At 69.7% G+C, this 21,538-nt stretch carries 20 protein-coding genes; 18 read left to right on the forward strand and 2 right to left on the reverse strand.

The window, feature by feature from the left end; translation table 11 throughout:
• From ACTS11_RS00475 to gyrB, 6 genes are all read left to right on the forward strand, one after another.
• Nucleotides 1-179 (forward strand): helix-turn-helix domain-containing protein (locus ACTS11_RS00475; RefSeq protein WP_442638411.1); only part of this gene is annotated, 179 nt, incomplete at its 5' end.
• Nucleotides 180-314: 135 nt separating this feature from the next.
• A complete protein-coding gene (gene dnaN, locus ACTS11_RS00480) occupies nt 315-1,433 on the forward strand; it encodes a DNA polymerase III subunit beta (protein ID WP_442638392.1) in 1,119 nt (372 codons plus the stop codon).
• 76 nt (nt 1,434-1,509) lie between these two features.
• Nucleotides 1,510-2,613 (forward strand): DNA replication/repair protein RecF, encoded by a 1,104-nt coding sequence (recF, locus tag ACTS11_RS00485; protein ID WP_442638393.1) that lies wholly within the window; start codon nt 1,510-1,512, stop codon nt 2,611-2,613.
• The gene (locus ACTS11_RS00490; RefSeq protein ID WP_442638394.1) at nt 2,610-3,041 is read left to right on the forward strand and encodes a VOC family protein; all 432 of its coding nucleotides are present in this window, start codon (nt 2,610-2,612) and stop codon (nt 3,039-3,041) included. Before recF ends, ACTS11_RS00490 begins: the two co-directional genes overlap by 4 nt.
• Nucleotides 3,041-3,667: a LysE family translocator gene (locus ACTS11_RS00495; protein ID WP_442638395.1), complete on the forward strand. Its 627-nt coding sequence runs from the start codon at nt 3,041-3,043 to the stop codon at nt 3,665-3,667. Before ACTS11_RS00490 ends, ACTS11_RS00495 begins: the two co-directional genes overlap by 1 nt.
• A gap of 74 nt (nt 3,668-3,741) precedes the next feature.
• Entirely contained in the window at nt 3,742-6,159 is a 2,418-nt protein-coding gene (gene gyrB / locus ACTS11_RS00500) for a DNA topoisomerase (ATP-hydrolyzing) subunit B (RefSeq protein WP_442638396.1), read from the forward strand.
• Between the two features lie 153 nt (nt 6,160-6,312).
• Here the strand turns inward: gyrB and ACTS11_RS00505 are convergent, their stop codons facing one another.
• Together ACTS11_RS00505 and ACTS11_RS00510 are read right to left on the reverse strand one after the other, a co-directional pair.
• Nucleotides 6,313-9,096, reverse strand: coding sequence for a PAS domain-containing protein (locus ACTS11_RS00505; RefSeq protein ID WP_442638397.1), 2,784 nt, complete (start codon nt 9,094-9,096; stop codon nt 6,313-6,315).
• Between the two features lie 3 nt (nt 9,097-9,099).
• Nucleotides 9,100-10,074 carry a LysR family transcriptional regulator gene (locus tag ACTS11_RS00510; protein WP_442638398.1) on the reverse strand — a complete coding sequence of 325 codons (975 nt, stop codon included), beginning with the start codon at nt 10,072-10,074 and terminating at the stop codon, nt 9,100-9,102.
• A gap of 90 nt (nt 10,075-10,164) precedes the next feature.
• On the opposite strand from ACTS11_RS00510, the gene ACTS11_RS00515 reads away from it, so the two are divergent.
• The 12 genes from ACTS11_RS00515 to ACTS11_RS00570 all read left to right on the forward strand — a co-directional run.
• Entirely contained in the window at nt 10,165-11,022 is an 858-nt protein-coding gene (locus tag ACTS11_RS00515; protein WP_442638399.1) for a dioxygenase family protein, read from the forward strand.
• Nucleotides 11,023-11,045: 23 nt separating this feature from the next.
• Entirely contained in the window at nt 11,046-12,011 is a 966-nt protein-coding gene (locus tag ACTS11_RS00520) for a VOC family protein (protein WP_442638400.1), read from the forward strand.
• A gap of 11 nt (nt 12,012-12,022) precedes the next feature.
• Complete coding sequence (locus ACTS11_RS00525) at nt 12,023-12,667, forward strand: alpha/beta hydrolase (RefSeq protein WP_442638401.1); 645 nt, start codon at nt 12,023-12,025, stop codon at nt 12,665-12,667.
• Nucleotides 12,664-13,728 (forward strand): maleylacetate reductase, encoded by a 1,065-nt coding sequence (locus ACTS11_RS00530; RefSeq protein ID WP_442638402.1) that lies wholly within the window; start codon nt 12,664-12,666, stop codon nt 13,726-13,728. Before ACTS11_RS00525 ends, ACTS11_RS00530 begins: the two co-directional genes overlap by 4 nt.
• A 24-nt stretch (nt 13,729-13,752) precedes the next feature.
• On the forward strand, nt 13,753-15,033 hold the full coding sequence (locus ACTS11_RS00535; RefSeq protein WP_442638403.1) for an ABC transporter substrate-binding protein: 1,281 nt from the start codon (nt 13,753-13,755) through the stop codon (nt 15,031-15,033).
• 62 nt (nt 15,034-15,095) lie between these two features.
• Nucleotides 15,096-15,818 carry an ABC transporter ATP-binding protein gene (locus ACTS11_RS00540; protein WP_442638404.1) on the forward strand — a complete coding sequence of 241 codons (723 nt, stop codon included), beginning with the start codon at nt 15,096-15,098 and terminating at the stop codon, nt 15,816-15,818.
• A complete protein-coding gene (locus ACTS11_RS00545; RefSeq protein ID WP_442638405.1) occupies nt 15,818-16,612 on the forward strand; it encodes an ABC transporter ATP-binding protein in 795 nt (264 codons plus the stop codon). Before ACTS11_RS00540 ends, ACTS11_RS00545 begins: the two co-directional genes overlap by 1 nt.
• A gap of 22 nt (nt 16,613-16,634) precedes the next feature.
• A complete protein-coding gene (locus tag ACTS11_RS00550; protein WP_442638406.1) occupies nt 16,635-17,498 on the forward strand; it encodes a branched-chain amino acid ABC transporter permease in 864 nt (287 codons plus the stop codon).
• Complete coding sequence (locus ACTS11_RS00555) at nt 17,498-18,541, forward strand: branched-chain amino acid ABC transporter permease (protein ID WP_442638407.1); 1,044 nt, start codon at nt 17,498-17,500, stop codon at nt 18,539-18,541. The genes ACTS11_RS00550 and ACTS11_RS00555 overlap by 1 nt, the downstream gene beginning before the upstream one ends.
• Before the next feature lie 36 nt (nt 18,542-18,577).
• Nucleotides 18,578-20,359 (forward strand): FAD-dependent oxidoreductase, encoded by a 1,782-nt coding sequence (locus ACTS11_RS00560; RefSeq protein WP_442638408.1) that lies wholly within the window; start codon nt 18,578-18,580, stop codon nt 20,357-20,359.
• Between the two features lie 11 nt (nt 20,360-20,370).
• Nucleotides 20,371-21,264 (forward strand): intradiol ring-cleavage dioxygenase, encoded by an 894-nt coding sequence (locus ACTS11_RS00565; protein ID WP_442638409.1) that lies wholly within the window; start codon nt 20,371-20,373, stop codon nt 21,262-21,264.
• A 22-nt stretch (nt 21,265-21,286) separates the two neighbouring features.
• Nucleotides 21,287-21,538, forward strand: a 252-nt coding sequence (locus ACTS11_RS00570; RefSeq protein WP_442638410.1) for a 3-keto-5-aminohexanoate cleavage protein, incomplete at its 3' end; no start/stop codon positions are given.

Raw genomic sequence — 21,538 nt, forward strand, 5'->3', positions numbered from 1 at the left:
TGGCGATGTTTCTCTGCAAGAAGCTGACGACGCGCTCGCTGCCCGAGATCGGGCGCAAGTTCGGCGGACGGGACCATACGACGATCCTCTACGGCGTGCGCAAGATCGAGGAGTTGATGCTCGTCGACAGCCAGATCGCCGAGGATGCCGAGATCCTGCGCCGGACGCTCGAGGCCTGAGGCGGCGCCCGATCTCGTGCCCGGCTCCGATCGGGGATTGACGCGGGCGGGCAGACTGGGAAACTCCGGAAAAACACTTGTGCTTGCGGGGGGAGAGGCTAGTCTCGGCTCCCCGCGACTTGTCGGAGCCAGGGCATGAAACTCTCGATCGAGCGCGCCGCGCTGTTGCGCGCGGTCTCTCAGGCGCAGTCCGTCGTGGAGCGGCGCAATACCATTCCGATCCTCGCCAACGTGCTCATCGAGGCGGAGGGCGACACGGCGAGCTTCCGCGCCACCGACCTCGATATCGAGGTGGTGGACCGGATCCCGGCCAAGGTGGACCGCGCGGGCGCCACGACCGTCTCGGCGGTCACGCTCCACGAGATCGTCCGCAAGCTGCCGGACGGCGCGCTCGTCAGCATCACCGAGGACGGCGCCGCGGGGCGGCTCACGGTCGAGGCCGGGCGCTCCACATTCCAGCTCGCCACGCTGCCGCGCGAGGATTTCCCGGTGATGACGGCGACGGAATACTCCGCGAACTTCTCGGCGCCCGCGCCGCTGCTGCGCCGCCTCTTCGACAAGTCGAAGTTCGCGATCTCAACCGAAGAGACGCGCTACTACCTCAACGGCGTCTATTTCCACGTGGCCGAGGGCGACGGCGCCCCGGTGCTGCGCGCGGTCGCGACCGACGGCCACCGCCTCGCCCGGATCGACGCGCCGCTCCCCGAGGGGGCGAAGGGAATGCCCGGCGTCATCGTCCCCCGCAAGACGGTGGGCGAGCTCCGCAAGCTCCTCGAGGACGACGAGGCGCAGATCGCAGTATCCGTCTCCGAGACGAAGATCCGCTTCGCCACGCCCGAGATCACGCTGACCTCGAAGGTCATCGACGGCACCTTCCCCGATTACTCGCGGGTCATTCCCACCGGCAACAGCCGCCGGATGGAGGTCGACGCGAGCGATTTCGCCAAGGCGGTGGACAGGGTGGCGACCGTCTCCTCCGAGCGGTCGCGCGCGGTGAAGATGCAGCTCGACGAGGACCGGCTGATCCTCTCGGTCAATGCCCCCGATTCCGGCAACGCCGAGGAGGAGTTGGCCGTGGCCTACGGCGACGACAAGCTCGAGATCGGGTTCAACGCGAAATACCTCCTCGAGATCGCGAGCCAGGTGGATCGCGAGAACGCGGTCTTCATGTTCGCCTCCTCCGCCGAGCCGACGCTGATGCGCGAGGGCGACGACACCAGCGCGATCTACGTCGTCATGCCGATGCGGGTGTGAGCGGGCGGAATTGCCGGCAATTCCGGGCCGGAAAAGCCGGCTTTTCCGGCCCGTTTTCCGTGCGGAAAACGCGCCCATGACGCCCCGTGTCGCCCAGATCGCCCTGTCGCATTTCCGCAGCCACCGGCGCACGCGGCTCTCCTGCGACGGGCGTCCCGTGGCGCTCCACGGGCCGAACGGCGCCGGCAAGACGAACCTGATGGAGGCCGTCTCGCTCCTCCCCCCGGGCCGGGGCCTGCGCCGCGCCACCGCCGAGGAGATCATCCGCCGCCCCGAGGCCATCGGCTGGAAGATCCGGGCCGACCTCGCGGGGGCGGGGGCGGGCCACGAGGTCGAACTCGCCGCCGAGCCGGGGCAGCCGCGCACCGTCCGCATCGACGGCAAGGCCGCGCCGCAGGTGGCGCTGGCGCGTCTTCTGCGGATCGTCTGGCTGGTTCCGGCGCAGGACCGGCTCTGGATCGAGGGGGCGGAGGGGCGGCGGCGCTTCCTCGACCGCATGGCGATGAGCTTCCTGCCCGAGCATGCCGAGGACGTGCTGACCTACGAGAAGGCCATGCGCGAGCGGAACCGCCTCCTGCGCGAGGAGGTGCGCGATCCGCACTGGTACCGGGCGCTCGAGACGCAGATGGCCGAGGCGGGGGCGGCGATCATGGCGAACCGCGAGGCGGCGCTCGCGCGGCTCTCGGCGGCGCAGCAGGGGGCGGCGACGGTCTTTCCGGCGGCGGCCCTCGCGCTCGAGGGCGAGGCCGGGCCCGCCGGGGCGCCGGCGCTGGCCGAGGCCTTCGCCGCCGGTCGGGGGCAGGACATGGCGGCGGGGCGCACGCTTATCGGCCCCCACCGCGCCGATCTCGCGGCGGTCTACGTGGAGAAGGGCGTGCCCGCCGCGCAATGCTCCACCGGCGAGCAGAAGGCGCTCCTGATCTCGCTGGTCCTCGCCAATGCGCGGGCCCTGAAGGAGGAGACCGGGGCGGCCCCCCTGGTCCTTCTCGACGAGGTGGCGGCCCATCTCGACGCCGGGCGCCGCGCCGCGCTCTTCGACGAGATCTGCGCGCTCGGGGCGCAGGCCTGGATGACCGGGACGGGGCCGGAGCTCTTCGCCGAGCTCGGAGACCGGGCGCAGCATGTCGCGGTGACGGAGGAGGGCGGCGAGAGCGTCGTCCGGGTGGAGGAGAGGCCATGAGCGATCTGCCCGCGAACCGCATCACGCTCGTCACCCTCGGGGTCGCGGACCTCGACCGGTCGCGCGCCTTCTACGCGGCCCTCGGCTGGAAGGAGGCGCAGGCGGTCGACGGCGTCGCCTTCTACCAGATGGACGGTTCGGTCATGGCGCTGTTCGACGCCGAGGCGCTCGCCGCCGACCAGGAGCGGCCCGGCGCGGCCCTCGGGACGGGCGGCGCGGCCTACGCGCAGAACTTCCACGACAGCGCGGGCATGGACGCGGCCTATGTCCGCGCGCTCGACGCGGGCGCCACGGGGCTGAAGGCCCCGACGGCGACGCTCTGGGGCGGCTACGCGGGGTATTTCGCCGACCCCGACGGCCATGTATGGGAGCTGGCGTTCAACCCGCTCTGGCCGCTCGACGCGATGGGGCGCACCGAGGTCCCGTGATGACGCTCACCGCCGCGCAGATCGCGCTCTACGCCGGAGCGCTCTTCGTCCTGTTCATCACGCCCGGGCCGGTCTGGCTCGCCACGGCGGCGCGGGCGCTGGCGCATGGCTGGGTGGCGGCGATCCCGCTGGTCCTCGGTGTGGCGCTCGGCGACGCGCTCTGGTCCATCGCGGCGACGCTGGGCCTCGCCTGGATCGTGGGGAGCTACGGCTGGGTGATGGAGGCGCTCCGCTGGGTGGCGGTCGGGGTCTTCGCGCTGATGGGCTGGCTCCTGATCCGGCACGCGGACCGCGCGATCGAGGCCGACAGCCGGCTCAACCGCCCCGGGGCCTGGGCCGGCTTCATGGCGGGGATCGCGGCGATCCTCGCGAACCCCAAGGCGATCCTCTTCTACATGGGGATGCTGCCGGGGTTCTTCGACCTGACGGCGATCACGGCGGCGGACGTGGCGGTCATCGCCGCCGTCTCGATGGTCATTCCGCTCATCGGCAACACCGGCTTCGCCTTCCTCGTGGACCGCGCGCGGCGGCGCTTCTCCTCGCCCGAGCGGCTGGCGCGGATCAACCGGATCGCGGGCGTCCTCCTTTTCCTCGTGGCTGTGGTGATCGCCGTCTCGAACCCCTAAATATTGGGTCGGATCGCGTGACATTCCCGCCGCGCGCGGGTATAAGTCCGCAAACAAGACAGGCAGATCACCGCATGGCAGACAACGCCCCCGCGCCGAGCGACTACGGTGCCGATTCCATCAAGGTTCTCAAGGGCCTGGAGGCCGTGCGCAAGCGGCCGGGCATGTATATCGGCGACACCGACGACGGCTCGGGACTGCATCACATGGTCTACGAGGTCGTCGACAACGGCATCGACGAGGCGCTGGCGGGCCACGCGGACTATGTCCGCGTCACGCTCCACCCCGACGACAGCGTCTCCGTGCGCGACAACGGGCGCGGCATTCCGGTGGCGATCCACAAGGAGGAGGGCGTCAGCGCGGCCGAGGTCATCATGACCCAGCTCCACGCCGGCGGGAAATTCGACCAGAACTCCTACAAGGTCTCGGGCGGCCTGCACGGCGTGGGCGTCTCGGTGGTGAACGCGCTCAGCGACTGGCTCGACCTGCGCATCTGGCGCGACGGCAAGGAGCACTACGCCCGCTTCGAGCGCGGCGAGACGGTCAAGTCCCTCCAGGTCGTCGGCGACAGCGATGGCGAGACCGGGACCGAGGTGCGCTTCCTCGCCTCCACGACGACCTTCTCGAACCTCGAGTATTCCTTCAAGACGCTCGAGAACCGGCTGCGGGAACTCGCCTTCCTCAATTCGGGCGTGAGGATCGTGCTCGAGGACCTGCGCCACCCCGAGCCGCTGCGCGCCGAGATGGAATACGAGGGCGGCGTGCGCGAGTTCGTGAAGTATCTCGACCGCTCGAAGACCCCGATGATCCCCGACCCGATCTATATCGAGGGCGAGCGCGACGGCATCGGCATCGAGGTCGCGATGTGGTGGAACGACAGCTACAACGAGATGGTGCTGCCCTTCACCAACAACATCCCGCAGCGCGACGGCGGCACGCACATGGCGGGATTCCGCGGCGCGCTGACACGGACGATCAACCTCTATGCCAGCTCGTCCGGCATCGCCCGGCGCGAGAAGGTGACGTTCTCCGGCGACGATGCGCGCGAGGGGCTGACCTGCGTTCTATCGGTCAAGGTGCCGGACCCGAAATTCAGCTCGCAGACCAAGGACAAGCTCGTCTCCTCCGAGGTGCGCCCCGCCGTCGAAGGCCTGATGAACGAGAAGCTCGGCGAGTGGTTCGAGGAGCACCCGCAGGAAGCGCGCCTGATCGTCGGCAAGATCATCGAGGCGGCTCTGGCGCGGGAGGCGGCGCGCAAGGCGCGCGAGCTGACGCGGCGCAAGACGGCGATGGACGTGGCCTCGCTGCCCGGCAAGCTCGCCGATTGCCAGGAGAAGGATCCGGCCAAGTCCGAGCTCTTCCTCGTCGAGGGCGACAGCGCCGGCGGCTCGGCGAAGCAGGGGCGCTCGCGCCACAACCAGGCGGTTCTGCCGCTCCGGGGCAAGATCCTGAACGTGGAGCGCGCGCGCTTCGACCGGATGCTGTCTAGCCAGGAGATCGGCACGCTCATCACCGCGCTCGGCACCGGGATCGGGCGGGACGAGTTCGACCTCCGCAAGCTGCGCTACCACAAGATCGTCATCATGACGGACGCCGACGTGGACGGCGCGCATATCCGCACGCTGCTGCTCACGTTCTTCTTCCGGCAGATGCCCGAACTGATCGAGCACGGGCATCTCTTCATCGCGCAGCCGCCGCTCTACAAGGTCACGCGGGGGCGCTCCGAGGTCTACCTCAAGGACCAGGCCGCGCTCGAGGATTACCTGATCGACCAGGGCGTGGAGGGCGCCGTCCTGCGCCTGCCCCGGGGCGAGGAGATCGCGGGGCAGGACCTGCACCGTGTGGTCGAGGGCGCGCGCCACTTCAAGCGCATCCTCGACGCCTTTCCGACGCACTATCCCCGCCACGTGGTCGAGCAGGCTGCGATCGCCGGGGCCTTCGATCCGGGCGCCGCGGACGCGAACCTGCAGGGCGTGGCCGAGGACGTGGCGGTGCGCCTCGATCTCGTCGCCGCCGAGTACGAGCGCGGCTGGACCGGCCGGATCACGCAGGACCACGGCATCCGCCTCAGCCGCGTGCTGCGCGGGGTGGAGGAGATCCGCACGCTCGACGGCGCTGTCCTGCGCTCGGGCGAGGCGCGCAAGCTCTCCGAGGTGAGCCGGACGACGCGCGAGGTCTACCGCGAGCCCGCGACCCTCGCCCGGAAGGACCGGGAGCAACTGATCCACGGCCCGACCGAGCTCCTGAAGGCGATCCTCGACGAGGGTGCGAAGGGCCAGCAGATGCAGCGCTACAAGGGCCTGGGGGAGATGAACCCAGACCAGCTCTGGGAAACGACGCTCGACCCCGAGGCGCGGACGCTCCTGCAGGTGAAGGTCGACGACCTGGCCGAGGCCGACGACATCTTCACCAAGCTCATGGGCGACGTGGTCGAACCCCGCCGCGAGTTCATCCAGGCCAACGCGCTGAGCGTCGAGAACCTCGACTTCTGAGCGGCTGGAGGCGGATCGGCTCTTCCGCGCCGGACCCGACCTGGCGGGGGCGTGGCGGCGGCCGACTGGAATTGGCGTTCACGACGCTGCCGTCGGCTGCGCCCGGGGTCGAATGGCGGCGATGGACATGTCGCTGGGGGGCATCCCGGGCGTTCAGGAAATCAGTGCGCGGATCTTCGGCACGAGGCGCCGCGCGTCGAAGGGCTTCGGCATGAAATGGGCGTCGCGGAACACGGTCGGGTGCTGTTCCTTCGAATAGCCCGAGATGGCAATGACCGGGATCTTCCGGCCGAGAAGCTGCTCCGCGAGCGGTTCAGAGGTTTCGCGACCGAGGTTGATGTCCAGAACGGCGATGTCACAGGGCTCGTGCTCGAGCAGGCGTCGCGCCATCGCGACCGAACCCGCCGGACCGACGACCTCGAATCCCGCGTCGCGCAGAACGTCTGCGAATTCGTAGGCGAGGAGCGCTTCGTCCTCGACCACGAGCACGCGCGCCGCGCGGGCGGCGTCCGTCCCCGTCGCGGCAACCGGCGCGACCCCGCCGGTGCGGATGGCCCAGGACAGGCCCGCCGGCGCGTAGTCCAGGTCGACCTCCGCGCCGAGGCTCGATTCCACGAGGTCCTTGAGCACCGTGGTGCCGAAGCCGCGGCGGTCGGGCAACGCCACCGGCGGGCCCGAGCGCTCGGTCCAGCCGAGCGTCAGACGCCTCGACGAGTGCGGACCCTCGACCGACCATGCGATCGACACGGTGCCCTCGGGCGTCGAGAGCGCGCCATACTTCGTGGCGTTCGTGGCGAGTTCGTGGATCGCCATGCCGAGGATGTGCGCCTGCTCCGGAGGAAGCTCGAACGGCGGGCCCGCGAGCGTCACCTGCCTGTCGACGAGGTCCCGCAGATGGTCGAGCTGACCCAGCACGAGCGCGCGGAGGTCCACCGGCTTCCAGTCGCTGCTGACCAGGAGGTCCTGCGACCGCGACAGCGACGCGATGCGCTGAGAGAACCGTTCGATGAAGTCGGTGGCGCCCGATCTTGCGGTCTGCCGGGCGATCGCCTGCACCAGGGCTAGCATGTTCTTCGACCGGTGGTTGACCTCGCGGAGCAGCGTTTCCACCTGCTCTGCGGCGCGCACCCGTTCGGTGATGTCCACCGCGGAAATGGTCATGTAACGGACCTGTCCCATGTCGTCGAGCGTGGGCGACAGCATCCAGTCGAGGTTGACATCCGAGCCGTCGGCAGCGCGTGTCGTCACGTCGAAGTGCGAAACGCCGCCTTCCCGCGCGAGCGCCACGGCCTCCTCGATCGCCTGCGCCGTCATCGGATCGTCGCTCCAGAAGGCGCTCTCCCAGACGCGTTTTCCGATCACGTCCTCGCGGCGGTGGCCGCCCAACTCGAGCGCGGCGGCGTTGATCTCCGTCAGTCGGCCCTCGTCATCGACGATGCCGATGAACGCAAGGGTCCCGTCGAGAACCTCCTTCAGCCGCATCTCGCTCTGACGCAGGGCCACCTCTGCCGCCTTCCGTTCCGTGGTTTCCTCGACGATCCCCGCAAGGCCGATCGTCCGCCCGTCAACCGAGATGGGATAGAAGTGTTCCAGCCACGAACGGCGCCGTCCTGGTGCGGCCGCCGTTTCGCCCTCGATCTCCACGTCGAGCCATGGCTCGCCGCTTCGCGCGACCTCCCGCCATCGCCCGAGAAGGCCTTCGAGGCCGTCGATGCCGGGGAGGAGTTCGTCAGGCCGCTTGCCGAGGTGGCGTTCGACGGGAAAACCGTTCATCTCCGCGAGCCGCTCGTTGACGCGGACGTACCGCAGGTCCGTGTCCCAGATCGCGAGCCCGAGCGGAGCATTCTCGAAGAGGGCCGCGAGCATCGCGCTGGCCTCGCTCAGCCGCGTTTCCGTGGTCGCACGGTCGGTGACATCGATGAGCACGCCGCGCGCGCAGCGAAAGCGCCCGGTTTCGGGATCGCGCGGCCCGAAAGGGATGCCCCGGTCCTCGACATGGACGACCCGGCCATCCTCGGCCTGCATCCGGTACTGAAGCCGATATGGCTCGGGGCGCTGCATGGCCGTCGCCGCCGCGCGTTCGAAGCGGTCGAGATCGCCGGGATGGATGCGTGCCAGGATCGCGTCCGTCGACAGGCGCTGGTCGCGGTCGGGAGACAGCCCGATGAGGCGGCAGAGCTGGGTGCTCCATCGGTGAAGCCCGGCCTCCGCGTCGTATGTATAGGGGCCGATGCCGTCGAGATCCGGTCCCTCGCCGTCGGCGTCGGGACCGGTCCCTCCGGTGCCGCCGGCCGCATGCTCCCCGGTGACGTCCGCCAGCGTCCCCCGGCTGATCCCGTCCTCCATGCAGGCATGCAGGCTGACCCGACGAAGCTGCTTCCGTCCCACGTCGATCGACAGGTTCAGCCGGAGCGGGCCTTCCAGCTCCGCATGTGTCCGCCACGCAAGGCGGGCATCTTGCCGCTCGTCCTCCGCGACAAGTCGCAGGAGATCCTCGATGGAGCCCACGCCGAGCGCTTCCAATCGGCGTGCCGCAGAGCCCCGGAAGCTCAGCCGGTCCTCCCCGGCGACCCACCGGAAGCTCGTGACGCCGAGATCGACGGTCCCGGCGATACTATCCATGTGCAGCAGCCATATCGCATCTTCCGGCAGGAGGTTCACGGACGCGGCATCGTCCCGAACCGCTGACCGAAGACGAAGCGCTGGGACGCCACAAGTCAATGCCACGCCGTCTTCGGGCCATGTCATGCGGCCCGAAGGGCGGCGGCCGGGTGTGGACCTCGTCTGCGTGAACTGCCGCAGGCCGTCCGGCCGCAAGCAGGAGATGCCGGGCGGGGCGGCTTGCGCTGTTCCGCCGAACCGGCCGGGGAGAGCGAGCCCGGCCGCCGGAAGGACCGGATGGCAGTCTGGAGGACGGCTTCGTCCGCCGAGCCGCATTCCTCATGGCGCCGAGGCGCGATCCTCGCTCATGCCCCAGACGATGGAGTTCTCGTGGCGCTTGATGAGCTGGCGCAGGTCGTCGAACCGTGTGGTGATGTGCTGTGCGAGGCGTTCGGCCGCCGGAAGGCGCGGCCCGCCTGCGAGGCGCAGGATGCCCAGCGTCCGCGCCGGCTGCGGGATCTCGACCGGCAGGACCGTGACCTGCCGGTCCTTCCGGTGCGCGAAGACGACCGAATGGGGCAGGACCGTCAGGGCGTCCGTCTCCTCGAGGTAGTTGAACACCGACAGGAGCGAGCCGCCCGAATACCGCACGCTGATCTCCGACATGCCGATGGAGAGGAGAATGGCGTGCAGGTCGGCCAGGAGCGGCGAGCCCGGAAGCGGCGCGATCCAGGGGAAGTCGATCAGGTCCTTCGTGGTGAGCCGCCGCTTGCGCAGGAGGGGGTGGCTCTTGCGGCAGGCGACGATGTTGCGGCCCGGCAGGATCGGCGTGAAGGAGAAGCCCCGCGCCGCATCGACGATCCCGAGCGGCGTGATGGCGAGGTCGAGCCTGTTCGAGGCGATGCCGCTCTCCAGTTCGGGCAGGTTGCCGTAGGACTGGTCGACCCGGATGTCGGGCTGGCGCACCTGGAACTCGCCGATCATGCGGCTGATGAAGGCGTCCATGAAGAAGGGCACGCCCGCGATCCGCACCGTGCCGACCGACCCCGTCCGGAAGCTGCGGACCGTCTCGGAGGCCTTGCGCGACGCCTCGAAGATCACCCGGCCGTGCTCGGCGAGCTGCTGGCCGATGATCGTCGGGCGGAGCGGCCGCTTGCCCGGCTCGAACAGGGGTTCGCCGAGCCGCTTCTCGAGCATGGAGAGCGTGCGCGACAGCGCCGGTTGCGACAGGCCGAGCTGCCGCGCCGCATCCGTCACGCTGCCGGTCTCCACGACCGCCGCCAGCTGGGCGAGGTGTTTCTCGTCAATCTTCATAACAGATCGTTATGTTGCAGCCGAACATTAGAATGTTCAAGCTATCTGCGAAGCCTATCGTCTGCCTCAGGGAAGAGGAAGACGATGAACGTGGGCATCCCCCAGACACCGGCGCGGCGCATTGCCGACCAGTTCGCGGACCGCGTGCGGAACGCCCCCGACCGGCATCTCGCCGAGCGTGTGAGCCGGCTCGTGGCGGCGCTCGCGCGGCTGGTGGAGGAGGAGCGCGTGGACCGCGCCGACCTTCGCGCGCTGATCCGGTTCCTGACCGAGGTGGGGCATGCCTCGGATGCGCGCCGCTCGGAATGGGTGCTTCTCGCCGATGCGCTCGGCATCACCAGCCTCGTGGAGGCGCAGGTGACGCGGCGCCCGGCCGGCGCGACGCCCAACACGATCGCGGGGCCCTTCTATCGCACCGGCGCGCCGAAGCGGCGGGACGGCGAGAGCATCTCGATCGACGGGCTGGGCGACCGGCTGGTCCTCGGGCTCGAGGTGGCCGATCTCGACGGCGAGCCCGTCGGCGGCGCGCGCATCGAGGTCTGGCAGGCGAATGCGGAGGGGCTTTACGAGAACCAGGCGCCGGACCTCCAGCCCGAGCAGAACCTGCGCGGCACCTACACGACCGGGCCCGACGGGCGCGCCCTCGTGACGACGGTGCGGCCCAAGGGCTACGCCATCCCGCATGACGGCCCGGTGGGTGAACTGCTCGGGCGGCTGGGCCTCAGCCCGGAGCGCCCCGCGCACCTGCATTTCCGCATCTCGCGGCCGGGGTTCCAGACGCTCACCACGCATCTCTTCGACGGCGACGATCCGGCGCTCGGGGCCGATCCGCTCTTCGCCGTCGAACCGGCCCTCGTCACCCGCTTCGCCCCCTGCGGCGCGGGCGGATACGAGGCCCGCCACCGTTTCATCCTCGCCCGGGCCCATCCCGGCCGCGAGGACGCATGACACGACCACAGAGGGAGCGAAGCATGTCAGCGATCAGCGGCTACCACCACCTGACCATGAGCACCGATGGCGCGCAGGAGGACTACGACTTCTTCACGAAGGACCTCGGCCTCTATTCCGTGAAGCGCACGGTGCTCTTCGACGGGGTTCTTCCCGTCTATCACCTCTACTACGGCTCCCCCACAGGCGAGGAGTCGACGATCCTCACGACCTTCCCCTTCCGCAAGCCCGGCGTTTACGGGCGGCGTGGCACGAACCAGTCGAAGGTCGTGCAGCAGGCGATCCCGGTCGGGGCGTCGGAGTTCTGGGTCAATCGCCTGAACGCGCGCGGCATCGAGGCGCGCAAGGGCAACCGCTTCGGCCTCGACCGGGTCGAGTTCCGCCATCCCTCGGGCATCGAGATGCAACTCGTCGAGAACCCGGGCGACAACCGCAGGCCGATCGCCAACGAGGAACAGGGCATTTCCTCGGAGCACGGCATCAAGGGCATCTACGGTGGTGTCGTCGCCGTGACCGACCGCAACGCGATGGACGATTTCCTGACCATCGCGCTGCCGCTGAAGAAGATGGCCGACGACGCGGACGGCATGGCCTACGAGGTGCCGAACCCGAACGGACCGTCGAGCGTCGTGGAGATCACCGAGATCCGGGACGAGCCGCAGGGCACCTGGACGCTCTCGGGCGGCACGATCCATCACTTCGCGCTCAACACCGGCAACGAAGAGAACCAGATGAAGCTCCGCGCCCATATCGAGGGGCTCGGCTTCACCGACATCTCCGAGCAGAAGGACCGGATGTACTTCAAGTCCTGCTACGTCCGCTCGCCGGGCGGCGCGCTCTTCGAGCTCGCGTGGACCGTGCCCGAGGGCTGGGCCAAGGACGAGCCGGCGGATGCGATCGGAACGACGCTGGTGTTCCCGCCGTGGTTCGAGGACCGCAAGGACGAGCTCATCGCCGGGCTCGAGCCCGCCAGCTTCCAGGACGCCTGAGGGGCAGGGGGATGACGCGGACGACATACCACGGGGCGGCGGCCGACGCGGCGCGCGCGGTCTGCGTCTTCCTCCACGGGCGGGGCCAGACGCCGGAGGAGATGGTCGCGACCATCCTCTCCCGCGTCGCGGCGCCCGGCGTCCGCTTCGTCCTGCCGCGTGCGCCCGGCGGGGCCTGGTACGACGCGAAGGCGGTCGAGCCGATGACCGAGGCGACGGCGGCGCAGCTCGACGCGGCGCTCGAAACGGTCGGCGCGGCAATCGACGCGGCGCGGGCGGCCTCGCCTCGCGTGCCGCTGATCCTCGCGGGGTTCTCGCAGGGTGCCTGCCTGACGCTGGAATGGCTGATGCGCCGGGGCGGGGTCGATGCGGCCGCGATGCTCACCGGCTGCCGGGTCGGCGCCACGGCGGACGACCTGCCGCGACGCGACCTTCACGGCCTTCCGGTCTATGCGAGCTGCGGGGACGCCGACCCCTGGATCCCGCTCTGGGCCTTCCAGAAGGCGGTGGGCGAGATGGCGTTAGCCGGCGCGCGGGTTCGGTCCGAGATCCTGCCGGGCCGGCCGCACCTCGTCTCGGACGCGGAATGCGCCGAGGTCTCGCGCGTCCTCGCGGCACTTGCGAGCGGCGTCCCGGCACTGGCGGGCGCGGCATGAGCGGGATCGGCACGGGCTTCGTCTTCGCAGGGATCTCGCCGCGCGTGGTCTTCGGCGCGGGCACGCTCGCGCGCGTCGGCGACGAGATCCGCCGGCTCGGCCGCTCGCGGGCCCTCGTCCTCTCGACGCCGAACCAGGCCGGGGACGCGGCGGCGCTGTCCGCTGCGCTGGGCGACCTGTCCGCCGGAATTTTCGCCGCGGCGGAGATGCACACGCCCGTCGCCGTCACCGCGCGCGCGGTCGAGGCGTATCGCGCCGCCGGGGCCGACTGCGTCGTCGCGCTCGGCGGCGGGTCGACCATCGGGCTCGGCAAGGCCATCGCGACGCGGACCGGGGCCGATCAGGTCGCCGTGCCGACGACCTATGCGGGCTCGGAGATGACGGACATCCTCGGCGAGACGGAAGGCGGGCGGAAGACCACCCGCCGCGACGCCTCGATCCGGCCCGAGACGGTCGTCTACGATGTCGACCTGACGCTCGGCCTGCCGGTGGCGATGACCGTGACCTCGGCGCTGAACGCCATCGCGCACGCCGTCGAGGCGCTCTATGCGCCCGACGCCAACCCGGTGATCGGCCTCATGTCCATCGACGGGGTGCGGGCCTTCCGCGAGGGGCTGCCGGTCGTCGCGGCAACGCCCCGCGACCGCGAGGCGCGCGCGCAGGTCCTCTATGGCGCCTGGCTCTGTTCGATCGCGCTCGGCTACACGACGATGTCGCTGCACCACAAGCTCGCTCATGTACTCGGCGGCAGCTTCGGCACGCCGCATGCCGAGACGCACGCGATCCTCCTGCCGCATACCGCGGGCTTCAACGCCGCGGGCACCGACCGGCTGGCGGAGATCGCGGCGCTCTTCGGCGGCTCGGTCGGCGGCGGGCTCTGGGACTTCGCGAAATCGCTCGGCGCGCCGCTGCGGCTGTCGGAGCTCGGCCTGTCCGAGGCCGACCTCGACCGCGCCGCCGCCATCGCCGTCGAGAACCGCTACGCCAATCCGCGCCCGTTCGAGGAGGACGACATACGGGCGCTACTGCAGGCCGCCTGGGAAGGCACACGGCCGGACTGATCGTCGCAAACTGGGAGGACTACCATGATCACGAGAAGAAGACTTCTGAAGTCGGGCGCCGCCACCGGTCTCGTCCTCGGGACCGGCGGGCTCGCCGCCCCCGCGCTGGCGCAGGGGACCACGATCCGCATCGGCTATGTCAGCCCGCAGACGGGCCCGCTCGCCGGGTTCGCCGAGGCGGACGCCTTCACCATCGAGATGTTCAACCGCGTCGCGGCCGAGCAGGGCCTGAACGTCGAGGTCCTCGTGCGCGACAGCCAGTCGAACCCGAACCGGGCCGCCGACGTGGCGCAGGAGCTCATCATCGACGACGAGATCCACCTGATGCTGGTGGCCTCCACGCCCGAGACGACGAACCCGGTTTCCACCGTCTGCGAGGCCGAGGGCATCCCGACGATCTCGACCAAGGCGCCCTGGCAGCCCTGGTTCATCGGTCAGCAGGGCAACCCCGGTGCGCCGGACAGCTGGCGGCCCTTCGACTACACGTTCCACTACTTCTGGGGCCTCGAGGACGTCATCGCCGTCTTCACTAACATGTGGAACCAGCTCGACACCAACAAGATGGTCGGCGGGCTCTTCCCGAACGACGCCGACGGCAACGCCTGGGGCGATCCGAACGTGGGCGTCGCGCCGGGCTTCGCGGCGGCGGGCTACACCACGGTCGATCCGGGCCGCTACCAGAACCTGACGGACGACTTCTCGGCCCAGATCAACGCCTTCCGGCAGGCGAATTGCGAGATCGTGACGGGCGTGGTGATCCCGCCCGATTTCACGACCTTCCGCAACCAGGCGATCCAGCAGGGCTATTCGCCCAAGGCGATCACGGTGGCCAAGGCGATCCTCTTCCCGCAGTCGGTCGAGACGCTGGGCGAGGCGGGCCACAACCTCTCGTCCGAGGTCTGGTGGTCGGCGAACCACCCGTTCACCTCCTCGCTCACCGGGCAGGGCTGCGGCGAGCTGGCCGCCGCCTTCACCGAGGCGACGGGGCGTCCCTGGACACAGCCCATCGGCTTCGTCCATTCGCTCTTCGAGATGGCGGCCGACGTCATCAAGCGGGCGGACGACCCGACCGACCCGGACCTCGTGGCCGAGACCATCGCCGCCACGGACCTCCAGACGATCGTTGGCCGGGTGGCCTGGAACGGCGAGGGCGTGCCGCCCTTCGCGGCGCAGAACGTCTGCAAGACCCCGCTCGTCGGCGGCCAGTGGCGGCGTCAGGAGGACGGCAGCTTCGATCTCGCCGTCGTCGACAACACGACCGCGCCCGACATCCCGACCCAGGGCGTCATGGAGCCGCTGGCCTGAGGAAGGCACGTGGACGGTCCGGCGGAAGGCCGGGCCGTCCGTCCACAAGGAGGACGAAGGGGATGGCCACCATCCTGTCGCTGCACGATGTCTCGAAGAGCTTCGGCGCCCTCAGGGTCGCCGACGGCATCGGCTTCGACCTGCCGGAGGGGCAGGCGCTCGGCATCATCGGGCCGAACGGGGCGGGCAAGTCGACGCTGTTCAACCTCATCACCGGCAATCTGGCGCCGGATGCGGGGCGGATCGAATATCTCGGCCGCGACGTGACGCGGATGCCGCCGATGCAGCGCTGCCTCGCGGGGATGGGCCGCTCCTTCCAGATCCCGCAGCCCTTCACGGGGCTCACGGTGTTCGAGAACCTCCTCGTCGCGGCGACGCACGGGCAGAACCGGCGCGAGGGCGAGGTCGTGGACCACGTCGTCGAGGTGCTGGACCGGACCGAGCTGATGGCGGTCGCGAACCGCGCGGCGGGGGGGCTGACGCTCCTCCAGCGCAAGCGGCTGGAACTGGCGCGCGCCATGGCGACGGGGCCGAAGCTCCTCCTGCTCGACGAGATCGCGGGCGGGCTGACGGATGCCGAGTGCGGCGCCCTCGTCGAGACGATCCGCGGCCTCCACGCGGGCGGCGTGACCATCGTGTGGATCGAGCACGTCCTCCACGCGCTGACCGCGGTGGTCGAGCGCCTGCTCGTCCTCGACTTCGGGCGGGTCATCGGCATCGGCGATCCGGCCGAGATCATGGAGAGCCGCGAGGTCAAGGAGATCTACCTGGGGATCGAGGTCTGATGGCGCTGCTGGAAACCCACGGCCTGACGGCGCACTACGGCGACTTCCAGGCGCTCTTCGGCGTCGACATCCGGCTGGAGGCGGGCGAGACGGTCGCCATCATCGGCGCGAACGGGGCCGGCAAGACGACGCTGATGCGGTCGATCACCGGCGTCCTGCGGGGCGGAGCCGAGCAGATCCGGCACAAGGGCACGGCCATCGGCCACCTCATGCCCGACACGATCATGAAGCGCGGGATCGTCATGGTCCCCGAGGGGCGCAAGCTCTTCCCGTCGCTCTCGGTCGAGGAGAACCTCCTCATCGGCGGCCAGCACAAGGGCGGGCGCGACCTCGGCGACCGGATCGACAGTTTCCTAAGCCGCTTCACCGGCGCCCCCGATCCGATGGAACTGGCCGCGGGCCACGACGGAACCGGCATCTGGACGCTCGAGACGATCTACGACCTCTTCCCGGTCCTGAAGGAGCGGCGGCACGCGCCCGGCACCGCGCTCTCGGGCGGGCAGCAGCAGATGGTGGCGATCGGCCGCGCGCTGATGTCGAACCCGGAAGTGCTGCTCTGCGACGAGATCAGCCTCGGCCTCGCGCCGGTGGTGATCCGCGACATCTACGCGGCGCTGCCGCGCATCCGGGAGGGCGGCACCAGCGTCATCGTCGTCGAGCAGGACATCGGCCAGGCGCTGAAGGTCGCCGACCGCGTCTACTGCATGATGGAGGGCCGGGTGACGCTCGAGGGCCGCCCCGACGAGATCGGGCGCGACGACATCCACGCGGCCTATTTCGGGACCAAGGCATGAGCGGGCAGGGGGAGGCGAGGCCGTGATCTGGATCGACACCATCGTGCAGGGGGTGCTGCTCGGCGGGCTCTACGCGCTGTTCGCCGCGGGGCTCAGCCTCGTCTTCGGGATCATGCGGCTGGTGAACCTGGCGCATGGCGACCTCATCGTGATGGGGGCCTACCTCATTCTCGTGGTGGTCTCGGTCCTCGGCCTCGACCCGTTCCTCGCGGCGCTGGTCGCGGCGCCCGTGATGTTCGGCTTCGGCTGGGTCCTCCAGAAGGCCGTGCTGAACCGCACGCTCGGCGACGACATCCTGCCGCCGCTCCTCGTGACCTTCGGCCTCTCGGTGGTGATCCAGAACGCGCTGCTCGAGGGTTTCTCGGCCGACAGCCAGCGCATCTCGATGGGTCCGCTCGAGACCGCGTCGGTCAGTGTCGGACCGGTGACGATGGGCCTCCTGCCGCTGCTGACCTTCGCGTCGGCGATCCTCGTGATCCTCGGGCTCAACCGGATCTTCTATCGCACCGCCATCGGCCGGGCCTTCCGCGCGACCTCCGACGATCCGGTGACGGCGAGCCTCATGGGCATCCGCCCCGACCGCGTCTTCGCGACCGCCATGGGCCTCGCCCTCGTCGTCGTGACCATCGCGGCGCTCTACCTCGGCACGCGGTCGAACTTCGACCCCTACGTGGGTCCGGCGCGCCTCATCTACGCCTTCGAGGCGGTCATCATCGGCGGGCTCGGCTCGCTCTGGGGGACGCTTGCGGGCGGCATCATCATCGGCGTCGCGCAGACGGTCGGCGCGGCGATCAACCCCGAGTGGCAGATCCTCGCGGGGCATGTCGCCTTCCTCGTCGTGCTGCTGATCCGGCCGCGCGGTCTCTTCCCGAGGGCGGTGGACTGATGGCCGCGACCCATACCGTCACGACGCGCACGCGCGCGGCCACGATCAGCGGCATCGCCGCGCTGGTCCTGCTCGGCGTCGCGGTGGTCCTTCCGGCCTTCGCCTCGCGAAGCCTGATCCAGGACCTTTTCTTCATCCTCACGATGCTGACGCTGGCGCAGTTCTGGAACCTGCTCGCGGGCTACACCGGCCTCGTCAGCGTCGGCCAGCAGGCCTTCGTGGGCTTCGGGGCCTACATGCTCTTCGGGGCGGTGATCCTCTGGGGGGTGAACCCGGTCGCGGCGCTGTTCCTGTCCGGGGTCTTCGCGCTCCTCCTCGCGATCCCGACGGCCTTCTTCGTCTTCCGGCTCAGCGGCGCCTACTTCGCCATCGGCACCTGGGTCGTGGCCGAGATCGTGCGGCTGACGGTCGCGCAGTGGCAGGCGGTGGGCGGGGGCACGGGCACCTCGCTGCCACGCGACGCGCGCGACGCGATCTGGGGCGTCGCGTGGATCGAGCGGGTCTTCGACGTCCGCTCGTCGGCCGCGCTCGACATCCTCGCCTACTGGCTCGCGCTGGCGCTCGCGGCGGGCACGATCGGGGGCATCTACGGCTTCTTGCGCACGCGCCGGGGCCTCGCGCTGGCCGCGCTCCGCGACAATGTCGAAGCCGCCAAGTCGGTCGGCGTCGATGCGCAGCGGATGAAGTGGATCGTCTTCCTCGTCGCGGCCTTCGGCACCGGGATCGCCGGCGGTCTCATCTTCCTGCAGAACGGACGGATCAGCCCCGACAGCGCCTTCGCCGTCACGCAATGGACCGCCTTCGTCATCTTCATCGTGGTGATCGGGGGCATCGGGACGATCGAGGGGCCGATCCTCGGCGTCCTCGTGTTCTTCTTCCTGCAGAAGCTCCTCGCCGATTACGGCGCGGCCTACCTCATCGTTCTCGGGCTGCTCGGCATCGGCGTGATGCTGTTCGCGCCGCGGGGGCTCTGGGGGCTCTTCGCGCGCCGCACCGGGATCGCCCTCTTTCCGACGCAACGCAGGCTCGACATCCGGCGCTGACCGCGGCGCCCGCAAGACCAAAGGGAGACAAGGACCATGGCCGACATCACCACCGACGTTCTCATCATCGGCACCGGGCCCGCGGGCAGCGCGACGGCCGCGCTCCTGTCGAGCTACGGGATCGAGAACATGGCGGTCAACCGCTACCGCTGGCTCGCGAACACGCCGCGCGCGCACATCACCAACCAGCGCACGATGGAGGTGCTGCGCGATCTCGGCCGCGAGGTCGAGGAGGAAGCCTATCTCTTCGCGACCGAACGCGACCTGATGGGCAACAACGTCTTCTGCGAGAGCCTCGCGGGGGAGGAACTCGGCCGGATGCAGAGCTGGGGCAATTCGCCCGCCTCCAAGGCCGCGCACGAGATCGCCTCGCCCTGCCACATGAACGACCTGCCGCAGACCTTCATGGAGCCGCTCCTGTTCAAGACGGCCTGCTCGCGCGGCACGCAGGCGCGGATGTCGACGGAATACCTCTCGCATGCCGAGGATGCCGACGGCGTCACCACCACCTGCCGCGACCGGCTGACGGGGCGGGAATTCACGATCCGCTCCAGGTATCTCGTGGGTGCGGACGGCGGCAACTCGCTGGTGGCCGAGACCGCGGGCCTGCCCTTCGAGGGGCAGATGGGCGTCGGCGGCTCGATGAACATCCTCTTCCGCGCCGACCTGTCGCGCTACGTGGCGCACCGGCCCTCGGTCCTCTACTGGGTGATGCAGCCCGGCGCGAACGTGGGCGGGATCGGCATGGGCCTCGTGCGGATGGTGCGCCCGTGGAACGAGTGGCTGATCGTCTGGGGCTATGACATCAACGCACCCGCGCCCCAGGTCGACGAGGCCTATGCCACCGAGGTCGCGCGCCAGCTCGTCGGCGACCCGGAGCTCGAGATCGACCTGCTCTCGGCCAACACCTGGACCGTGAACAACATGTACGCCACGCACATGCAGACCGAGCGCGTCTTCATCATGGGCGACGCCGCCCACCGGCACCCGCCGTCGAACGGGCTCGGCTCCAACACCTCGATCCAGGACGCCTACAACCTCGCCTGGAAGCTCGCGCATGTCCTGAAGGGGGCGGCGGGGCCGGCGCTCCTGCGCAGCTATTCGGAGGAGCGCGCCCCGGTCGCGAAGCAGATCGTGACCCGCGCCAACCAGTCCATCGGCGAATTCGGCCCGATCTTCGAGGCGCTGGGCCTGACCGGCACGGTCGACCCGGTGAAGATGCAGCAGAACATGGACAAGCGCTGCGACTCCGACGCCGCCGCCGAGGCGCAGCGCGAGGCGCTGAGGAAGGCGATCGAGTTCAAGAAGTACGAGTTCGACTGCCACGGCGTCGAGATGAACCAGCGCTACGCCAGCGGCGCGGTGCTGAAGGACGACCATCCCGATCCGGGCTTCGCGCGGGACGCGGAACTGCACTACCAGCCGACGACCTGGCCGGGGGCCCGCATCCCCCATTGCTGGCTCTTCCGCGAGGACGGCGTGAAGGTCTCGACGCTCGACCTCTGCGGCAAGGGGCGCTGGACGATCTTCACCGGGATCGGGGGCGAGGCCTGGGCCCGCGCCGCCGAGACCATCGGCCGGGAGATGGGCGTCGAGATCGCCGTCCACGTCATCGGGCCGCGGCGGCCGGTGCAGGATCACCTGGGCGACTGGGCGCGCATCCGCGAGACCGGCGACACCGGCGCCGTCATGACGCGCCCCGACCAGCACGTCTGCTACCGGATCGCCGAAATGGCCGAGGACCCGGAGGCCGAGCTTCGCCGGGTGCTCGAGAGCATCCTGCAACCCCAGGGCCGCGCCGCCGCGGCCGCCGAATGAGAGGCTCCGACATGACTACGCAGGAAAGCGGCTACTTCACCGAGGAGAATTCGGCCGAGGTCGTCATCGCCCGCAACGAGGGGGCGGAGGATGCCCGTCTGAAGGAGGTCATGGCGGTGCTGATCCGCCACCTCCATGCCGCGGTGAAGGAGATCGAGCCCACGCAGGAGGAATGGTTCCGCGCCATCATGTTCCTGACCGACACGGGCCACATGTGTAACGAATGGCGGCAGGAGTTCATCCTGCTGTCCGACGTTCTCGGCGTCTCGATGCTGGTCGATGCGATCAACAACCGAAAGCCCTCGGGCGCGTCGGAATCGACCGTCCTCGGGCCCTTCCACGTCGATGGCGCGCCCGAACTTCCCCTGGGCTCGAACATCTGCCTCGACCGGAAGGGCGAGCCGATGCTGGTGCGCGGTCGCATCCTCGACACCGGGGGACGGCCCATCGCAGGCGCCAGGATCGACGTCTGGCAGGCCAATGACGAGGGCTTCTACGACGTGCAGCAGAAGGGCATCCAGCCTGACTTCAATCTCCGCGGCGTGTTCCGGTCGGACGCGAGCGGCGCCTACTGGTTCCGCGGCGTGAAGCCGAAATTCTACCCGATCCCCGACGACGGGCCGGTCGGCAAGCTCCTCGGCGCGCTCGGGCGGCATCCCTACCGTCCGGCGCATCTGCACTACATCATCGGCGCGGAGGGGTTCGAGACGCTCACGACCCACATCTTCGACCCCGACGATCCCTATATCGCCTCGGACGCCGTCTTCGGCGTGAAGCGGAGCCTGATGGCCGAGTTCGTGCCGGTCGACGACCCGGCGCGTATCGCCGAGGCGGGGTTCGACGGACCCTTCCTCGAGGTCGAGCACGACTTCGTGCTTGCGCCCGCCGGGGCGAAGGCGTCGTGATCGCGCCACGGAGGAGACCGCCATGAGCACCCCTTGCATCATCTGCGTTGCGATCACGGGCAGCCTGCCCACGAAGGCGAACAACCCCGCGGTGCCGATCACCGTGTCGGAGCAGGTGGAGAGCACCCACGAGGCCTTCGAGGCGGGCGCCTCGATCGTCCACGCCCATGTCCGCAACGACGACGAGACGCCGTCCGCCGACCCCGAGAAGTTCGCGCGCCTGAAGGAGGGGCTGGAAAAATACTGCCCCGGGATGATCGTGCAGTTCTCGACC

It is taken from the genome of Roseicyclus sp., from assembly GCF_052168335.1.
In the GTDB taxonomy this organism is placed as follows: domain Bacteria; phylum Pseudomonadota; class Alphaproteobacteria; order Rhodobacterales; family Rhodobacteraceae; genus Roseibacterium.

Coding starts and splice junctions, on each gene's coding strand:
- dnaN (WP_442638392.1), top strand. CDS start 315: ATGAAACTCTCGATCGAGCGCGCCGCGCTGTTGCGCGCGGTCTCTCAG.
- ACTS11_RS00540 (WP_442638404.1), top strand. CDS start 15,096: ATGGCCACCATCCTGTCGCTGCACGATGTCTCGAAGAGCTTCGGCGCC.
- ACTS11_RS00555 (WP_442638407.1), top strand. CDS start 17,498: ATGGCCGCGACCCATACCGTCACGACGCGCACGCGCGCGGCCACGATC.
- ACTS11_RS00565 (WP_442638409.1), top strand. CDS start 20,371: ATGACTACGCAGGAAAGCGGCTACTTCACCGAGGAGAATTCGGCCGAG.
- ACTS11_RS00525 (WP_442638401.1), top strand. CDS start 12,023: ATGACGCGGACGACATACCACGGGGCGGCGGCCGACGCGGCGCGCGCG.
- ACTS11_RS00490 (WP_442638394.1), top strand. CDS start 2,610: ATGAGCGATCTGCCCGCGAACCGCATCACGCTCGTCACCCTCGGGGTC.
- ACTS11_RS00520 (WP_442638400.1), top strand. CDS start 11,046: ATGTCAGCGATCAGCGGCTACCACCACCTGACCATGAGCACCGATGGC.
- ACTS11_RS00545 (WP_442638405.1), top strand. CDS start 15,818: ATGGCGCTGCTGGAAACCCACGGCCTGACGGCGCACTACGGCGACTTC.
- ACTS11_RS00495 (WP_442638395.1), top strand. CDS start 3,041: ATGACGCTCACCGCCGCGCAGATCGCGCTCTACGCCGGAGCGCTCTTC.
- recF (WP_442638393.1), top strand. CDS start 1,510: ATGACGCCCCGTGTCGCCCAGATCGCCCTGTCGCATTTCCGCAGCCAC.
- ACTS11_RS00535 (WP_442638403.1), top strand. CDS start 13,753: ATGATCACGAGAAGAAGACTTCTGAAGTCGGGCGCCGCCACCGGTCTC.
- ACTS11_RS00560 (WP_442638408.1), top strand. CDS start 18,578: ATGGCCGACATCACCACCGACGTTCTCATCATCGGCACCGGGCCCGCG.
- gyrB (WP_442638396.1), top strand. CDS start 3,742: ATGGCAGACAACGCCCCCGCGCCGAGCGACTACGGTGCCGATTCCATC.
- ACTS11_RS00530 (WP_442638402.1), top strand. CDS start 12,664: ATGAGCGGGATCGGCACGGGCTTCGTCTTCGCAGGGATCTCGCCGCGC.
- ACTS11_RS00510 (WP_442638398.1), bottom strand. CDS start 10,074: ATGAAGATTGACGAGAAACACCTCGCCCAGCTGGCGGCGGTCGTGGAG.
- ACTS11_RS00505 (WP_442638397.1), bottom strand. CDS start 9,096: ATGCGGCTCGGCGGACGAAGCCGTCCTCCAGACTGCCATCCGGTCCTT.